This is a genomic window from Rhizomonospora bruguierae (assembly GCF_018397995.1).
Lineage (GTDB): Bacteria > Actinomycetota > Actinomycetes > Mycobacteriales > Micromonosporaceae > Rhizomonospora > Rhizomonospora bruguierae.
The window spans coordinates 1-16,238 of the sequence record NZ_BBQH01000040.1 but is presented as its reverse complement, the minus strand read 5'-3'; the positions used below and the strand labels follow the sequence as shown (position 1 = coordinate 16,238).

Sequence of the window (16,238 nt, the reverse complement as noted above, 5' to 3'; positions counted from 1 at the left end):
TGCGGGTTACTAGCCAGTAGCTCGGGTCTTGTGACGCACGTCGCTTAGCGGGAGCATCTGGGCCGGCGCCCCGCCCGTGTCTGGCGCGGCGCCGCGAAAGCCGCCCGCACCCCCGCTGACCGCCCGCAGTGCCCGGGCGGCAACCTCCCAGGAGGAACCGTGCAGGACAGCCACAGCACGCCGGTGCAGGGAAGCACCCGGTGGCGGCGGTTCGCCGCGCTCATGATCCCCTCCGCGGTCGCGGCCGGCGCGATCGTCGTGGGCATGGCCAACGGTGCGATCGCCGCCTCGTTCTCCGTCTCGGGCCAGTCGTTCAAGGTCTCCGCCGACAACCTCAACGGCACCGGCTTCAAGCAGTACGGCGGCGCCGACGTGACCGCCGGCGGCCAGGCGATCCCGGTCGCCGTGTCGGAGATCAGCCAGGCCGAGTTGACCAACCTGTGCCAGACGGTCGACGTGAAGAACCCGTTCGGCGTGAAGATCGTGCTGCGCATCGAGGCCGGCAAGGGCCCGAAGAAGGCCGACCACGTGACCGCCAAGAACCTCCAGATCGGCATGACGGAACTGAGCGGCGACGCCACCTTCACCAACATCGACATTGGCCGGGACGGCGGCGAGTTGGCGACCGGCAAGGCGGACGGCAGCTTCGGCCAGGCCGCGGAGGGGGTAGACATCGACGGTCTTAAGCAGATTGCCTACTCGACCCACGCCGGCACGTTCGCGCTCAAGGGCCTGACCATGAAGGTCCTGGTCGGCGGCGACGCGAAGGAATGCTTCTGAGGTAATGCCCGGAGCCCGCGGGGCGGTGACCCCGCGGGCTTGGTATCGCTGACGCCAACGAGAGCCGAGGAGAGGTCGAGTGACGGCGGTGAGCCGCTACCGGGCGGCGTTCCGGCGCTGGCGGCGGGCCCGCCCGTTCTGGGGCGGTCTGCTCCTGCTGCTGGCCGGGGGCGAGCTGTTCCTGAGCGCGAACCTGGACCTGGGCAGCATCCAGATCCACATGGGCCCCGAGGGGTACCTGTCCTACCTGCTGCCGCTGATCGAGGTGCTCTGCGGCCTGCTGATCTGGTTCACCCCGCAGCAGCGCCTGTTCTACGCGATCGTCGGCTCGGTCACGTCGGTGTACTCGCTGATCGGGCTCAACATCGGCGGCTTCCTCCTCGGCATGCTGTTGGGCATCGTCGGCTCCGCGCTCGCGTTCGGTTGGCAACCACGCCCCCAACCGGCCGCCACCGGGGAGGCACCGGCCACCGAGCCGGACCCGTCGGACGGGCCGGGCGACGAGCCGGCCGAGGACGAGGGCCCCAACCAGGTGTACGACGCGGTGTTCGGGGACGGCTACCCCATCCCGCGGCACCGGTACCCGGAGGACGAGGCACCGACCCGGGAGCAACCCTCCACCACCGACGGGCTCAACGACGGCCGGCTGCCGCCGCGGGGCGGCGCCCCCGGCACCGGCGGCACCTACGCCGTCCTGCTGCTGGCGCTGGCGCTGGCCGCCGGCACGGTGGCGGTCTTCCGGGCGCCCGCGCCCGCCGAGGCCACTCCCGCGGCACCGCCGGCACCGTGCGTGACCGCCAAACCGGCACCGGCGAAGACGGCCACCGCGCCGAAGGGGGCGGCCGGGCCGACGGCCGGTCCCACCACGAGCCCCGCGCCGTCCGGCGGCGGCGATGGCGCCGGCATCATCGGCGGCGTCGCGGACGGCCTCGGCAAGCTGCTCGGCGGCGACGAGCCGGCGGACGAACCCGCACCCACCACCGCGCCGACGCCGGCGCCCACCGCCACCGGGCAGCCCACCACCCCGCCGGCCCCGGTACCGACCGGGCGGCCGACCATCGGCGGCTGCTCGGGCACCACCGCGCCGGGCGGCAAGGCGGCCCCCGGGGGCAAGGCCACCCCGAAGACCGTCCTCCCACCGCGGCCCGGGCAGCCGACCGTGCAGGCGCACCCGTCGAAGCTGACCGGATCCAAGATCCGCATGGACGAGTTGCGCTACGACGGGCTGGCCGACCTGCCCACCCGCGACAACGGCACGATCCGGGTGCTTCAGTTCCACATGCGGCGGTCGGTCACGGACGACTTCAAGCTGGTCACCACCGGACCCGGCGGCAAGCTCGCGGACCTGACCAGCAGCCGGCTCACCGTCGAGGCCGAAAAGGGCGGCGACCCGCTGTACTTCTACTGCACCCAGTTCTCCGGCGACCTGATCGGGGTCGCGCCGATGACCTTCAGCGTGGACTCGCCACCGCCGGAGATCCTCATTCCGGTCATGAACGCGCTGCCGTTCGCGACCTTCACCAAGCCGGAGATCGGCCTGGTGTTCGTGGACACGTACCAACTGGTCGCCAGGGGCCTGAAGGTCACGGCGCGCTCCTGAGCCGGTGGGAAAGCCGTGCGGGCCCGCCCGGCATCCCCACCGGCGCCGCCGCTACAGCCGCTCCAGCGCCTTCACCAGCGGGTCCAGCCCGATCGAGCCGAGGTTCAGCGCGTCGGCGTGGAAGGTCCTGAGGTCGAACGCCGCTCCCTTGCGCAGCTGGGCGTCCTCCCGCGCCTTCAGCCAGATACGCTCGCCGACCTTGTACGAGGGCGCCTGCCCCGGCCAGCCCAGGTACCGGTTCAGCTCGTACCGCAGGTTCTCATCCGGCAGGCGGCAGTGCCCGCGCATGAACTCCCAGCCCAGTTCCGGCGTCCAGCGCTCGCCGGGGTGGAAGCCGAACGGGTTGTCCCGGGGGATCTCCAGTTCCAGGTGCATGCCGATGTCCACGATCACCCGGGCCGCCCGGAAGCCCTGGAGGTCCAGCATGCCGAGCTTGTCGCCCGGGTCCTGGAGGTAGCCCAACTCATCCATCAGCCGCTCGGCGTACAGCGCCCAGCCCTCGCCGTGCCCGGAGACCCACAACAGCAGCCGCTGCCAGCGGTTCAGCAGGTCGGCGCGGACCGCCGTCTGCGCCACCTGGAGGTGGTGCCCCGGCGCGCCCTCGTGGTACACGGTGCTGACCTCGCGCCAGGTGGAGAACTCACCGATGCCCTGCGGCACCGCCCACCACATGCTGCCGGGGCGGGAGAAGTCCTCGCTGGGGCCGGTGTAGTAGATGGCGCCGTCGCTGGTCGGCGCGATCCGGCAGTCGATCCGGCGAACCTGCTCCGGGATGTCGAAGTGGGTGCCGTGCAGGTCGGCGATGGCCCGGTCGGCCAGTTGCTGCATCCAGTCCCGGAACGCCTCCTTGCCGGCGATCGTCCGGCCGGGGTCGGCGTCCAGCGCCGCCACCGCGTCGTCCACCGTGCCGCCCGGGACGATCTTGTCGGCCACGGTGCGCATCTCGCCCTCGATGCGGGCCAGTTCGGCGAAGCCCCAGGCGTACGTCTCGTCCAGGTCCACCCGGGCGCCCAGAAAGTACTGCGAGGCCAACTCGTACCGCTCCCGGCCGCACGCCTGCTTCTCGCGCCCGCGTCGCGCCAGTTCGTCGCGCAGGAACTCGCCGAACCGCACTGTGGCCCGGTTCGCCGCCTCGGCGTTGCGATCGAGATCGGCGCGCAGGGCGCCCTCGGCGGACAGCCGCCGCGCCAGCCCCGGGAAGAAGTCGTCGCCGGCCGGATCGGTCCAGGTGACGCACTGCTTGGCCACCTCGAGGATCTGCGCGCGGGCGCTCACGTGCCCGGCGTCCGCCGACTCCAGCAGCGTGCGCCGGTACTGCTCCAGCGCCCGCGGCACCTCGGCGAGCCGGGCGGCGATGTTCGCCACCGCCTCCTCACCCTCGGTCGGCATCAGGTCGAAGGCGCCGCGCACCGAGTGTAGCCCGCTGGTGGCCACGCTCAGTTCCGCGGTCGCCTCGCCGGACTCGTACAGCGCCAGGCTGAGGCCCAGCCGTTCCCGCATGGCCTCCTGGGCCACCCGCTCCCGCTCGGTCCGCGGGTCCACCACATCCAGTTCGGCCAGGGCGCGCCGGTCCAGGTCGGCCTGGGCCGCGTACCCCTCGGGCGACAGGTCGTCCAGCCGGTCGTCGTACCCGGCGATGCCGACGAAGGTGGCGCCGATCGGATTCAGCGGCGCCCAGTCGGTCACATAACGGTTGGCGAGGTCATCGATCCGTCCCACGGGCCGACCCTACGGCACCGCCGGGCCGGGTCAACATCGAATACCGGACCACTTCGGCCGGTGACGCGGCACACAGTGCGGCGTCCGGAATCGGCGCGACAAATGTCGTACCGGGACGGCAAGGTGTCAGGAGTGAAAACCGGCCCTGCCCCTGACCCGCGAGGGTCCCTCGCCGGCTGGCTCCCGCCGTTCGCCGCCCTGGCCCTGATCTGGGGATCCAGCTTCCTGCTCATCAAGGTCGGCGTCCGCGAACTGCACCCGCTGTACGTGACGCTGGGCCGGGTCGCGGCCGGCGCGCTGACGCTGCTGGCGATCCTGGCGATCACCCGCACCCCGCTGCCGCGGGACCGGCGGCTGTGGGTGCACATGCTGGTCACCGCGACGGTCGGCGTCGCCCTGCCGTTCAGCCTGTTCGGCTTCGGCGAGCAGCGGGTCTCCTCGGTGCTGGCCGGCATCTGGAACGCCACCACCCCACTGGTCGCGCTGCCGCTGGCCGTCCTCGCCTTCCGGACCGAGCGGATCACCGCCCGCCGTGTCGCCGGCGTCGCGCTGGGCTTCCTCGGCGTCCTGGTCGTCCTCGGCGTCTGGCACGGCGTCGGCGGTGCCCAGCTCACCGGCCAGCTCATGTGCCTCGGCGCCGCCGCCTGCTACGGAGTGGCCATCCCGTACCAGAAGCGGTTCGTCGCCGGCCGCCCCGAGTCCGGGCTGGCCATCTCGGCCGCCCAACTGATCGTCGGCACGGCGCTGCTCGCGGTGGTCACCCCGCTGGCCGCCGGCGCGCCGCCCGCGCCGACCACCCTCTCCGGCGACGTGGTCGCGGCGGTGCTCGCCCTCGGCTCGCTCGGTACCGGGGTGGCGTTCGTGCTGAACTTCCGGATCATCCGGATCGCCGGCGCCAGCACCTCCGCCTCGGTCACCTACCTGATGCCGGTGGTCGCCAGCGTCATCGGCGTGCTGGCGCTGCACGAGCACGTGGTCTGGTACCAGCCGGCCGGAGCGGTGCTGATTCTGGTCGGGGTGGCCGTCTCGCAGGGTGTGCTGCGGCGCCGGCGGCCGCGCCCGCTGGCCCCCGAACCCGGTCCAGCCGTGGCGCCGCCGCCCGTGCCGGAGGCCAGCCCCAGCGTCTAGAAAGCGCCGGCGCGGAAGGGTCGGTCGAGTCGCGGCGAGGCCGCGCCGGCGATCCGGCAACGCGCCGGTCGTCCGGGTCCGGCGCGGCCGACCATGCCCTTGGGAAATGGGCGCCAACCACCGTGGCGTCCCGCTCAGGCGGCGTGGGCGGCGGCCCAGGCGGTGAGCGTGCCGGCGTCCCAGGTGTTGACGACCCGCTCGGCCGGTACGCCGCACAGCGCGGCCCGCTCGCAGCCGAACATCAGCCAGTCGAGCTGGCCGGGCGCGTGCGCGTCGGTGTCGATCGCGAACGGGCAGCCCGCCTCGACCGCCAGCCGGAGCAGCCGCTTCGGCGGGTCCAGCCGGTCCGGCCGGCAGTTGATCTCGACCGCCTTGCCGTACTCGGCGCACGCGGCGAAGACGCGCCTGGCGTCGAAGGCGCTCGGCGGGCGGGTCCTGGTGCGCGAGTGCGAGGCGTCGCCCGCGCCCTTCAGACCCACCCCGGTCGCGGAGACCCGCCGACCGGTGCAGTGACCGAGGATGTCCAGGTGCGGGTTCTCGACGGCCCGCAGCATGCGCCGGGTCATCCGGGCCTCGTCGTCACGCAGCCCGCTGTGCACCGAGCCGACCACCACGTCCAGCCGGGCGAGCAGGTCGTCCTCCTGGTCCAGCGAGCCGTCGGCGAGGATGTCGACCTCGATGCCGGTGAGGATGCGGAAGCCGGCCGGAAGCTGCTCGTTGATCTCGGCCACCCGGTCGAGCTGCCGGCGCAGGCGGGCCGGGGTGAGACCGCGGGCCACGGTCAGCCGCGGCGAGTGGTCGGTCAGCACCAGGTACTCGTGGCCGAGGTGCACCGCCGCGAGCGCCATCTCCTCGATCGGGGAGCCGCCGTCGGACCAGTCGGAGTGGCTGTGGCAGTCGCCGCGCAGCGCCCCGCGCAGGGCATCGGCCGCCGCACCCGGATCGCCGCCCTCGACCGACGCCATCCGGCGCAGGTACACCGGCTCCTCGCCGGTCAGCGACTCGGTGACGCAGCGGGCGGTGACCTCGCCGACCCCGGCCAGCTCGGTGAGCGTGCCGGCGGCGGCCCGCGCGGCGATCTCCTCCGCGGGCAGGCCGGCCAGCGCCTTGGCCGCCGACCGGAAGGCCCGCACCCGGTACGTGGCCTCGTTCGCCCGCTCCAGCAGGAACGCGATGCGGCGCAAATCCTCAATCGGGTCCCGAGATCCGGCCATGCGACAACCCTAGGCTGACCGCATGCGGACGATTGACTGGGCGGCCGGCGCCATCGAGATCATCGACCAGACCGCGTTGCCCGCCCGCGAGGTGACCCTGCGCCTGGGCACCGTCGAGGAGCTGGTCGCGGCGGTCCAGCGGCTCGCGGTGCGAGGCGCGCCGGCGCTCGGCGTGGCGGGGGCGCTGGGCGTCGCCCTGGCGGCCCGCGAGCACGCGGGCGACCCGGCGGCGCTGGCCGCCGCGGTCCGCCGGATCCAGAACGCGCGCCCGACGGCGGTGAACCTGGCCCGCGGCGCGCGGCGGGCGGCGGCGCGGCTGCCGGAGGGGCCCGACGCGGTGCTCGCCGAGGCGCTGACCGTCCGGGACGAGGAGATCGCCGCCTCGGACGCGATGGCCACCCGCGGCGCGGACCTGCTGATCGAGCTGTGCGGGCGGCGCCCGCGGCTGTTGACGCACTGCAACACCGGCGCGCTCGCCGCCGTGACCGTGGGCACCGCGCTCGGGGTGGTCACCGAACTGCACCGGCGCGGGGTGCTCGGCGGCGTCATCGCCAGCGAGACCCGCCCGCTGCTGCAAGGCGCCCGCCTCACCGCCTGGGAACTGGCCCGCCAGGGCGTGGCGTACCGGCTGGCCGTGGACGGCGCCGGCCCGTTCCTGATGGCGCGCGGCGAGGTCGACGCGGTGAACCCGGCGTTCGACGTCACCCCGGCGGACCTGGTCACCGTGATCGTCACCGAGCGCCGCACGGTCCGCCTGGACCGGGGCGAGCGGGTCTGATCCCGCTACCGGGCGGGGCGCACGGCCGTGACCGTGCGCCGGTCCGCCGCCACGGCGGTGACCCAGCCGCCGTCGCGACCGAGGGCGAGTAGCGCGTCGGGGTCCGCCGGCAGGTCGACCGGCTTGCCGGGCGAGGGCGGCCAGGCGCGCCGGGCGGTGTTACCGGGCGCCAGCCACGGCGTCAGGGCGGCGATCGGATCACCGGCGTCCAGCGCGGCGCGCGCCGCCGTGAGCAGCGAGATCACCTCGTCGAGGGCCGGCCGGACCGCCGGGGCGTTGCCGCCGCACATCGCCGCGACCAGTTCCGCACGGCTGGCGGCGACGCGGGTGCCGTCCCGGTAGGAGCCGGCGGCGAGCGTGCCGGCGAGCGGCTCGGCGGCGCTGACCCGGGCGAGCGCGCTGGCCAGCAGGTGCGGGACGTGACTCACCGCGGCGACCGCGCGGTCGTGGTCGGCGGCGGTCGCCGGCACCGCGCGGGCACCGAGCGCGGTCACCAGCGCGGCCATGGTCAGCCAGTCCGGCAGCACCGTCTCGCCGGGCTCCAGGCAGAGGACCCAGGCGCAGCCGGCGAACAGCTCCGGGTCGGCCGCGCCGAAGCCGGAGGTCTCCCGGCCCGCCATCGGATGCCCGCCCACGTACCCCGCGAGCCGGCTGTGCCGCCGGTGCAGCCGGCTCGCCACCATGCCCCGCACCGGCCCCTTGACCGAGGTCACGTCGCTGACCAGCCCCGCGTACCCGGCGCCGTCGAGTTCGTCGAGGACCCCGGCGACGGCGGGCAGCGGCACCGCGAGCACGGTCACCTCGGCGCGGGCCGCCGCGTCCCGGACGGTGGGCGCGATCTGCCAGCGGGTGCCGGCGGGTGCCTGCGCGGACGCGGTCCGGGCGGTGGCGCGGGTCGCCGGGTCCGCGTCGTACCCCAGCACGGAGTGGCCGGCGGCGGCGAGCGCCCGTACCAGCGAGCCACCGATGAGCCCGAGACCGATCACGGCGACATCCACGCCGCGAACTGTCCCACACCGCCGCCCCCGTGCGGGGGGCCGGTGCGGGCCCACGCGTGACCCCGGGTGGAATTCGGGCTACGTGGCGGGAGCCTTGGGACAGCCGGTGGTCTTCTTGTAGCGGGTTGTCTCGGCGACCGGGGACTTGTTGCCGCCGGCGTACCACGAGTCGAGGTACGGGTAGGGCCAGATGACGCCGCGGCGGATCCACCAGTCGCCGGTGCGGGCGCACGGCGGGGAGATGCCGTAGTGCAGGTGGCAGACGTTGTTGGCGTTGCCCGTACGGCCGACGGCGCCGATGTGCTGGCCGGCGCGCACCCGCACGCCCGCGTTGACACCCGCGACGATCTTGGACAGGTGCGAGCCGTAGTAGCGGACGCCGTCGTCGCCGAGCAGGGAGACCGACAGGCCGCCGTTGTCCGGGCCCTGCGGACCCGACTTGCTGTACGTGTCCTCCCGGCTGACCTCCAGCACGATCCCGTCCGTGGTGGCCAGGACCGGCTTGCCGCAGCCCGCGAAGATGTCCGTCGCCTTGTAGCCGCTGTGGGTGTGGTGGTACGAGGCCGGCTTGCCGCCGACGGGGAAGACGTAACGGGCGGCGCTGGCAGCGGGCTTGGTCGTCGGGGTGGGCGGTGCGGTTGTCGGCGCGTCGGTGCTCGGCTCCCCCGCGGGGGTGCTCGCCGGCGCGCTGGTGCCGCCCGCGACCCAGGCGGGTTCCGCCCCGGTGGCCTGCCCGCCGGCCGTGCCGCAGCCCGCCAGCAGCGCCAGCGCACCGGCGGCCGCCAGGATGCCGGCGATTGGTGCTGCGGCGCGTTGTCGGGGAGACGGGGCAGGCTCGCCGTGGAACAGCACCCGGTCATCCTGACAGATCCGCACGTTCCGAACCGGCCCGCCCGCCGGCCGGTAGGCTCGACCCAGCCGGGACCGAGGGGGTGGGTGAGCCGTGACCAACCGGCCGTACCAGTCGCACCTCGCGTACCAGCCGGCCGTGCCCCCGCCCGGCGCGGCGCCGCCGGGGCGCCACCCGTCCGGCCTGTTCCCGGCCGGTCGCCAGCGGCCCTCGTACCGGGAGCCGCACCCCGTCCGCGCCGCCGGGCTGCTGGCGGGGCTCGGCGCCGGTGCGCTGTGGATGCTGCTCTTCGGACTGATCGCGTCGACGCTGCGCGGGTACGGCTGGTGGACCATCCTCGCCGGCCTGCTGGCCTGGGGGGCGGCGCTGCTGCTGGGGCGCGCCGGGGACCGCGGCGTGGCCGCCGGGGTGGCGATCAGCGCGGCGGTCGGCTGGTCCATCGCGGCCGTGGTCATCGCGGCCTACTGGTCCACCCGCCTCGACTGGCCGCTCTGGTAACCGCCCCATCGGCGGAAACCGCGGGTGCCCGACCCATCGCGGGGCGCGACGGGGTTGACGGCGCGAGGCCCAGGTTGCACGCTCGGCCCATGGCCTGGACCCCCACCCGGCTCGACCCCGACCGGCAACGCCGGCGGCTCCAGTTGCTCGCGGCGCGGGCCGGCGCGATCGCCCCGCGGCGCGCCGCGGGGCGGCTGTCGCCGCGGCGGGACGGGGAGCACCGTCTCCGATCGCTGATCGCCCAGCGCCGCCGGCTTGCCGGCTGAGCGCGGGCGGCAACGGCATCCGGCGGGCGTCCGGCGTTTGACCGACTGCGGACCGACTGGATTCGCTAGCGTTTCGCGTGACGGCCATCCGGCCGCCACAACCTGGGGTGCGGACCGGCACCGACGATTCTCGCCAGCGCCGCGACTTCTTTGGGGGGACCGTGTCGTACTTCGCTGCCGTGGCGTCCCGCGGCCCGGACGGCTGGAGCGCCGCCGAGCTGGACCTGACCGGCGCGGCGGATGTGGAGGAGGTGGCCGACCGGATGCGCGAGGCGGATCCGGAGGCGACCGGTTCGGTGCTGTTCGTGGAGGCCGACGACGCCTACCTGGCGATCGTGCGGGTGGACGAGGCCGGCGACATCCGGGTGTTCGGCTCCGACTCGGCGTTCGCCGAGGAGTCCCGGATCGGCGCCCTGCTGCTCGGCGACCTCGAGGCGCCGGCGCTGGAGATCGAGGAGGTGGCCGCGCCCGCCGGCGACGGCGAGGACACCGGCGACGGCGATCATGGCCCGGTCGGCGACCCGGATGCGGACCCGGTCGGCGACGCGGACCTCCTGGCCGACCTGGGGGTCTCGGCGCACCGGCTGCTCAAGCTCTGCGGCGAGGAGGGGATGATGCCCGCCGACGTGACCGCCGAGATCGGCCAGATCATCGGCTGCGGCGACGAGATCGAGGAGCTGCGGGAGGCGTGACCCCGGCACAGCCGACCCGCGCCCAACGGCACGCGCGGTGGATGCGCCGCGCCCTGGCGGTCGCGGCCGCCTCGGGCCTGCCCGGCGGTCCGGACGACGTGCCGGTGGGGGCGGTCCTGTTCGGTCCGGACGGCGAGGAACTGGCGGTCGGGCGCAACGAGCGCGAGCTGTCCGGCGACCCGACCGCGCACGCCGAGGTGCTGGCGCTGCGCCGGGGCGCCGTCGCCCTGGGCCGCTGGCGGCTGACCGGCTGCACGCTGGTGGTCACCCTCGAACCGTGCACGATGTGCGCGGGTGCGTTGGTCCTGGCGCGGATCGACACCCTGGTCTTCGGGGCCTGGGAGCCGAAGACCGGCGCGGTCGGGTCGCTGTGGGACGTGGTCCGGGACCGCCGGCTCAACCACCGCCCCGAGGTGTACGGCGGGGTACTGGCGGACGACTGCGCCGCCCTCCTCCGGGCGTTCTTCCACCGACCTGTGGACAACGCCGGGCCCTGTGGATAACTACGGTTTGAGCAGGGTGACGGCCACCGACCGGGCGGCGTCGGTCCACGGCGCGGGGCGCAGGGTCGCCGGGTCCAGGCGGACGTTGACGCGCCGGCCCTCGGCGTAGGTGGTCGAGCCGTCCGGGCTGACGAACCGGAAGCCGTAGACGGCGCTGCTGCCGCCCAGGTGCTCCAGCCAGAAGTGCACGAGCACCTCGCCCGTGCCCCGGATCGGCACCTGGTAGGCGATGGTGAACTCGCGGACGGCGGTGAAGGCGTCCGGCGAGGTGGGCCGCCCGCCGCGGTACGAATGCCCGTACCGCGCCCAGTACCCGGCCAGCGCCCGTTCCAGCAGCACCGCGTACCGGGCGTTGTGCACCAGCCCCATCGCGTCCAACTCGTCAAAGTGGATCTCGATCGGCTCCGCGTGCCCGTACTCCACGGCGAGGGCGGCCAGGCTCATCTCAGTCCTCCGGTAACAGGTCGGGATCGGTGCACAGGGCGCGCAGCCGGTGCAGCACGCCGCCCCTGGCCAGCGCGAACGCCTCGGCGGCCGGTAGCAGGCGAGCCTGGTAGACCACGGCCGCGCTGGCCGCGTTCACGTCGAAGGCAAGCTGCTGCGGGGACACCTCCGGGCGCAGTTCGCCGGAGTCGATCGCCTCCCGGGAGAGCCGCACGAGGGTGGCCATCCACTGGGCGAGCGCGTCGGCCAGCCGATCCCGGATCGGGCCGGGTCGGGTGTCGTACTCGAACTGGGCATTGGTGAAGAAGCAGCCGCCGGGCAGCACGGCGCCCCGCTCGTACGCGAGCTTGTACTCGTGCATGGCCCAGAGCCGGCGGACGCCGCGCGGTGCGCGCAGCGCCGGCACCACGATGTGCTCGATGAAATGCTCGCTGGCGCGCTCGACGGTGGCCAGCTGAAGCTCTTCCTTGGACCGCCAGTGGGCGAACAGCCCGGACTTGCTGACGCCGAGCCGGTCGGCGAGCTGCCCGAGGGACAGCCCGCTCAGCCCGGCCTCGGTCGCGAGCGCGACGGCGGCGTCGAGCACGGCGTTGCGCGTGCGCTCGCCGCGCAGCAGCCGCCCGTCCACTCGCGTCCCCATGCCGGGGGACTCTACCGAAAGACGAACGACCGGTCGTTAACTTTCCTGCGTGGGTGAGGTCACAGGGGCGGGCGCCCGGACGGGACCGTCAGGAAAGGGCGGCCTCCAGCGCGATCTCGACCATCTCGGAGAAGGTCTGCTCCCGCTCGGCGGCCGTGGTCCGATCGCCGGTCTTGATGTGGTCACTCACCGTCAGCAGGGTCAGCGCCCGCGCCTTGAACCGCGCCGCGATCGTGTACAGCGCCGCCGACTCCATCTCCACCGCCAGCACGCCGTACTCCGCGAGCCGGTCGTACAGGTCCGGCCGGTCCGTGTAGAAGGCGTCCGCCGCCAGGACCGAACCCACCTGTACCGCGATCCCGCGCCGCTCCGCCACCTCCACGGCCGCCCGCAGCAGCCCGAAGTCCGCCACCGGCGCGTAGTCGATCAGTCCGTCGAAACGAACCCGGTTCATGTTCGAGTCGGTCGCGGACCCGATCGCCGCCACCACGTCCCGCAGCCGCAGCGACTCCGCCAGCGCCCCACACGACCCCACCCGGATCAGCGTGCGCACCCCGTACTCGCTCAGCAGCTCATGGGCGTAGATCGAGGCGCTGGGCATCCCCATCCCCGAACCCTGCACCGACACCCGCTCGCCCCGGTACATGCCCGTGAAGCCGAACATCCCCCGCACCGTGGAGTAACACTTCGCGTCCTCAAGGAACGTCTCCGCGATCCACTTCGCCCGCAGCGGGTCGCCCGGCATCAGGACCCGCTCTGCGATCTCACCCGGCTGGGCACCGATATGCACACTCATGCCCCCGATCCTGCCAGGGCTGGCACGCCGGATACCGATGGGACGTCACCCCGGGGCGTCGGGTACCCTTTGCGGCGGTGGTGTGTCCGAGCGGCCTAAGGAGCACGCCTCGAAAGCGTGTGAGGGTTCACGCCCTCCGCGGGTTCAAATCCCGCCGCCACCGCTCATGACCAGGCGAAACGCCCGGCGACTCTGAGTGAGCCGCCGGGCGTCGCTGCTTTCTGGCAGACGGGCGGTCCGGTTTGTCGCGGCGGCGAACCCTGGATCCGGCGAAGGCCCGGCGGGGGGCCGGGCCTTCTTCGTTTTACCGAGGGGGATGGGTTGAGGGGGATGGCGCGCTCGGGGACCGGGTCAGCAGGGCATCTCCCGCCACTCCGACCGACCGCCGAGCCACGCGCTAGCGAGAATCATGGCCGACGCTTTACCGGGGCATTGCTGCACCTTTGATCGACCCTCGGCACCGCCGACCTGTGCTTCGACTTCCCACAGTTCGCCGTCGGTGCGCACGTACACATCGCGGCGACCGAGTTGGCCTCGGTTGCCGTTCCACCAGTGCCGTTCAACTCTCACCCGGCCACGTTATAGCACCGCGTGAAAAAGGTGAATATCCCCGGGGTCGCCATTGCGGGGCGTCCCCTTCCGGCAACTTTCCGTTACTTTTTCGGTGTCGATGGGCCACCGCGCCGGGTGACGATCTTGCTGCTCACCAGCGCCAACCCCACCCGGTGGCCCTCTCGCCGTGCGGGCGAGGCGGTGCGCCGCGCGCATATTCCACAATGACTGTAATTGCCAGTGATCGCTTTTCGGCCGCACGGAAGCGCCCGGTTAACTGACGGGGCGAAGGGCGCTCGCCTATCAGTGCCGGGCGCTCTGGGAACGCCGCAATAACCGGAGCCGCTACCGCTTTGTGCCCCTCCGCACTCAGCGCGGTCGCCGGTGTCGCACGTTATTAACAAGAGAGTTACAGCGATGCCGGGACCGGGTGTGGCGGGTGCGAGTCCTGGTCGTCGTCCCGCCGGTCTCGCCGAGGCGCCCCGCGTCGCCGTACCGCATGAGGATACCGCCTTCGCACTCGGCGGCCCAACGCGCTGGCCTGCCGGTACCGCATGGCCGTCGGTGCCGGGCGCGCGACCGCTGCCGCTACCCGGATGCGGCAGCCCCGGACAACGTTGAAGGGCCGGACCCGACGGGTCCGACCCTTCGACGTTTGCCCTGCTCAGCGCGGAGGATACGAGATTCGAACTCGTGAGGGTGTGAACCCAACACGCTTTCCAAGCGTGCGCCCTAGGCCGCTAGGCGAATCCTCCGCCGGCAAGGATACAGACTTCCCAGGCGTACCGTGGCGCCACCACCCGCGGCGGCGTGCCGGCCGGACCGGGTACAGTTGTCGTGCCCCTCGTGCGGCGTGTATCTCGTGAACCTCCCCAGGGCCGGAAGGCAGCAAGGATAAGCGGGCTCTGACGGGTGCACGGGGGGCCCTTTCGTTCCGGCCGCGGCAGGCTCCGGCCCCGCTCCGGCCCGAATCCGGCATGGCCGGGGGCCGCGTCGGCGAGTCGGCCGGCCCGTGGGCCGAACTGTCGTAGGCCGATGGCAGGCTCATGGGGCGACGGGGGTGGCCGCCGCCCCACGGGGGCGGGAAGAATGGCGCGGTCGAGAGGGGGTGGGCGCGGTGTCGCTGGCGCTCTACCGCAAGTACCGGCCGCAGACGTTCGGCGAGGTGATCGGTCAGGAGCACGTCACCGGGCCGCTGTCGCAGGCGCTGCGGTCGGGGCGGCTGCACCACGCGTACCTCTTCTCGGGGCCGCGGGGCTGCGGCAAGACCAGTAGCGCGCGCATCCTCGCCCGCTCGCTGAACTGCGCCGAGGGTCCGACGCCGGAGCCGTGCGGCGCGTGCGGGTCGTGCCAGGCGCTGGCGACGGACGGGCCCGGGTCGATCGACGTCATCGAGATCGACGCGGCCAGTCACGGCGGCGTGGACGACGCCCGCGAGTTGCGGGAGCGGGCGTTCTTCGCGCCGGCGACCAGCCGGTACAAGATCTACGTGATCGACGAGGCGCACATGGTCTCGTCGGCGGGCTTCAACGCGCTGCTGAAGCTGGTGGAGGAGCCCCCGGAGTACGTCAAGTTCATCTTCGCGACCACCGAGCCGGAGAAGGTGCTCGGCACGATCAAGTCGCGGACCCACCACTACCCGTTCCGGCTGATCCCGCCCGGCGTGCTGCGCCCGTACCTGGAGAAGCTGTGCGCCAGCGAGGGCGTGGCCGTCGAGCAGGCGGTGTTCCCGCTGGTCGTGCGGGCCGGCGGGGGCAGCGCCCGGGATTCGCTCTCGGTGCTGGACCAGCTCATCGCCGGCGCCGGCCCGGCGGGCGTCACGTACGCGGGCGCGGTCAGCCTACTCGGCGTCACGGACGCGGCCCTCATCGACGAGATGTGCGACGCGCTGGCCGCGTCCGACGGCGCCGCCGCGTACGCGACGGTCGACCGGGTGGTCGAGGCGGGCCACGACCCGCGCCGCTTCGCCTCGGACCTGCTGGAGCGCCTGCGCGACCTGATCATCCTGCGACAGGTGCCGGACGCGGTCGCCAAGGGACTCCTCGACGCCCCCTCCGACCAGCTCGAACGCATGTCCGTGCAGGCACAGCAGATGGGTCAGGCCACGCTGTCGCGCTGCGCCGACATCGTGCACAACGGCCTGGTCGAGATGCGCGGCACCACCTCGCCGCGCCTGCTGCTCGAACTCATCGCCGCGCGCCTGCTGCTGCCCGCGGCCGACGACGCCAACAACGCCCTGCTCCAGCGCCTCGAGCGCATGGAGCGGCGGCTCACCCTCACCGCCGGTGAGAATCACGAGGTACCCGCGGCCACCGTCCCCGCCCCGGCGGAGCCGCCCGCCCGCCCCGCGGGTCCGGAGGCACCCGCTCCGGGGTCGGCCTCGCCGACCGGTACCCCCGCCGGTGGCCCGGTCGACGCCGAACAGGCGCCGCCGAGCCCCCCGGCACCAGCGATGGAGCCGGCCCCGGTCGCGGCGCCCACCAGCGCCCTGCCGGCCGCCAGTGACACGACGCCGGCGCCCGTCAGGGCGGGCGCCCCCGGGGTCCTCGACGCGGCCGCCGTGCGGCGGGTGTGGGGCGAGATCCTGACGATGGTCGGCACGAAGAGCAAGAAGGTGGCCGCGGTCGCCCGCGAGGCCACGGTCCGGGACCTGGACGGCGAGACGCTCATCCTGACCTTCAAGACGGGCGCGCTCGCCGCCCTGCTCAGTTCGTCGCCCGGCCCGCTGGCCGACGCGATCTACGAGGTGCTCGGTGGCCGCTGGCAGATCAGCTGCGAGG

16 protein-coding genes, 2 tRNA genes and 1 other RNA gene are annotated in these 16,238 nt (G+C 73.7%); 11 read left to right on the top strand and 8 right to left on the bottom strand.

Features of this window, described 5'->3' with window-relative positions; genetic code table 11:
• Positions 1-159 precede the first annotated feature (159 nt).
• Positions 160-780 carry a DUF6230 family protein gene (locus tag KJS59_RS20715; protein WP_376771221.1) on the top strand — a complete coding sequence of 207 codons (621 nt, stop codon included), beginning with the start codon at positions 160-162 and terminating at the stop codon, positions 778-780.
• Positions 781-859: 79 nt separating this feature from the next.
• Entirely contained in the window at positions 860-2,380 is a 1,521-nt protein-coding gene (locus KJS59_RS20710) for a DUF6114 domain-containing protein (RefSeq protein WP_213454606.1), read from the top strand.
• A 51-nt stretch (positions 2,381-2,431) separates the two neighbouring features.
• Here the strand turns inward: KJS59_RS20710 and KJS59_RS20705 are convergent, their stop codons facing one another.
• A complete protein-coding gene (locus KJS59_RS20705; RefSeq protein WP_213454605.1) occupies positions 2,432-4,099 on the bottom strand; it encodes a DUF885 domain-containing protein in 1,668 nt (555 codons plus the stop codon).
• 102 nt (positions 4,100-4,201) lie between these two features.
• On the opposite strand from KJS59_RS20705, the gene KJS59_RS20700 reads away from it, so the two are divergent.
• Positions 4,202-5,227, top strand: coding sequence for a DMT family transporter (locus tag KJS59_RS20700; RefSeq protein ID WP_213454604.1), 1,026 nt, complete (start codon positions 4,202-4,204; stop codon positions 5,225-5,227).
• Between the two features lie 134 nt (positions 5,228-5,361).
• On the opposite strand, the gene KJS59_RS20695 is transcribed toward KJS59_RS20700, so the two are convergent.
• Positions 5,362-6,441 (bottom strand): PHP domain-containing protein, encoded by a 1,080-nt coding sequence (locus tag KJS59_RS20695; protein ID WP_213454603.1) that lies wholly within the window; start codon positions 6,439-6,441, stop codon positions 5,362-5,364.
• A 22-nt stretch (positions 6,442-6,463) separates the two neighbouring features.
• Here KJS59_RS20695 and KJS59_RS20690 point away from each other — a divergent pair, with 22 nt between their 5' ends.
• Entirely contained in the window at positions 6,464-7,219 is a 756-nt protein-coding gene (locus KJS59_RS20690) for a translation initiation factor eIF-2B alpha/beta/delta subunit family protein (protein ID WP_213454602.1), read from the top strand.
• 5 nt (positions 7,220-7,224) lie between these two features.
• On the opposite strand, the gene KJS59_RS20685 is transcribed toward KJS59_RS20690, so the two are convergent.
• Positions 7,225-8,217, bottom strand: coding sequence for a prephenate dehydrogenase (locus KJS59_RS20685; protein ID WP_213454601.1), 993 nt, complete (start codon positions 8,215-8,217; stop codon positions 7,225-7,227).
• Between the two features lie 78 nt (positions 8,218-8,295).
• On the bottom strand, positions 8,296-9,069 hold the full coding sequence (locus tag KJS59_RS20680; RefSeq protein ID WP_376771225.1) for a M23 family metallopeptidase: 774 nt from the start codon (positions 9,067-9,069) through the stop codon (positions 8,296-8,298).
• 91 nt (positions 9,070-9,160) lie between these two features.
• Between KJS59_RS20680 and KJS59_RS20675 the strand changes: the two genes are divergently transcribed.
• From KJS59_RS20675 to tadA, 4 genes are all read left to right on the top strand, one after another.
• A complete protein-coding gene (locus KJS59_RS20675) occupies positions 9,161-9,565 on the top strand; it encodes a hypothetical protein (RefSeq protein WP_376771219.1) in 405 nt (134 codons plus the stop codon).
• Positions 9,566-9,654: 89 nt separating this feature from the next.
• Entirely contained in the window at positions 9,655-9,831 is a 177-nt protein-coding gene (locus KJS59_RS20670) for a hypothetical protein (RefSeq protein ID WP_213454600.1), read from the top strand.
• Between the two features lie 161 nt (positions 9,832-9,992).
• Positions 9,993-10,523: a tRNA adenosine deaminase-associated protein gene (locus KJS59_RS20665; protein ID WP_213454599.1), complete on the top strand. Its 531-nt coding sequence runs from the start codon at positions 9,993-9,995 to the stop codon at positions 10,521-10,523.
• A complete protein-coding gene (gene tadA / locus KJS59_RS20660) occupies positions 10,520-11,026 on the top strand; it encodes a tRNA adenosine(34) deaminase TadA (protein WP_283775831.1) in 507 nt (168 codons plus the stop codon). The genes KJS59_RS20665 and tadA overlap by 4 nt, the downstream gene beginning before the upstream one ends.
• Here the strand turns inward: tadA and KJS59_RS20655 are convergent, their stop codons facing one another.
• The 3 genes from KJS59_RS20655 to deoD all read right to left on the bottom strand — a co-directional run bounded on the left by KJS59_RS20655 (position 11,027) and on the right by deoD (position 12,906).
• On the bottom strand, positions 11,027-11,470 hold the full coding sequence (locus KJS59_RS20655) for an acyl-CoA thioesterase (RefSeq protein WP_213454598.1): 444 nt from the start codon (positions 11,468-11,470) through the stop codon (positions 11,027-11,029).
• A 1-nt stretch (position 11,471) separates the two neighbouring features.
• The gene (locus KJS59_RS20650) at positions 11,472-12,110 is read right to left on the bottom strand and encodes a TetR/AcrR family transcriptional regulator (protein WP_213454597.1); all 639 of its coding nucleotides are present in this window, start codon (positions 12,108-12,110) and stop codon (positions 11,472-11,474) included.
• A gap of 88 nt (positions 12,111-12,198) precedes the next feature.
• Positions 12,199-12,906, bottom strand: coding sequence for a purine-nucleoside phosphorylase (gene deoD / locus KJS59_RS20645; RefSeq protein ID WP_213454596.1), 708 nt, complete (start codon positions 12,904-12,906; stop codon positions 12,199-12,201).
• A gap of 76 nt (positions 12,907-12,982) precedes the next feature.
• Here deoD and KJS59_RS20640 point away from each other — a divergent pair.
• Positions 12,983-13,069 (top strand) — tRNA-Ser (locus KJS59_RS20640).
• A gap of 1,059 nt (positions 13,070-14,128) precedes the next feature.
• On the opposite strand, the gene KJS59_RS20635 is transcribed toward KJS59_RS20640, so the two are convergent.
• A tRNA-Ser gene (locus tag KJS59_RS20635) sits at positions 14,129-14,213 on the bottom strand.
• A gap of 81 nt (positions 14,214-14,294) precedes the next feature.
• Here KJS59_RS20635 and ffs point away from each other — a divergent pair.
• Together ffs and KJS59_RS20625 are read left to right on the top strand one after the other, a co-directional pair.
• An RNA gene (ffs, locus tag KJS59_RS20630) (signal recognition particle sRNA small type) lies at positions 14,295-14,389 on the top strand.
• A gap of 186 nt (positions 14,390-14,575) precedes the next feature.
• Positions 14,576-16,238 (top strand): DNA polymerase III subunit gamma and tau (locus KJS59_RS20625; protein ID WP_213454595.1); only part of this gene is annotated, 1,663 nt, incomplete at its 3' end.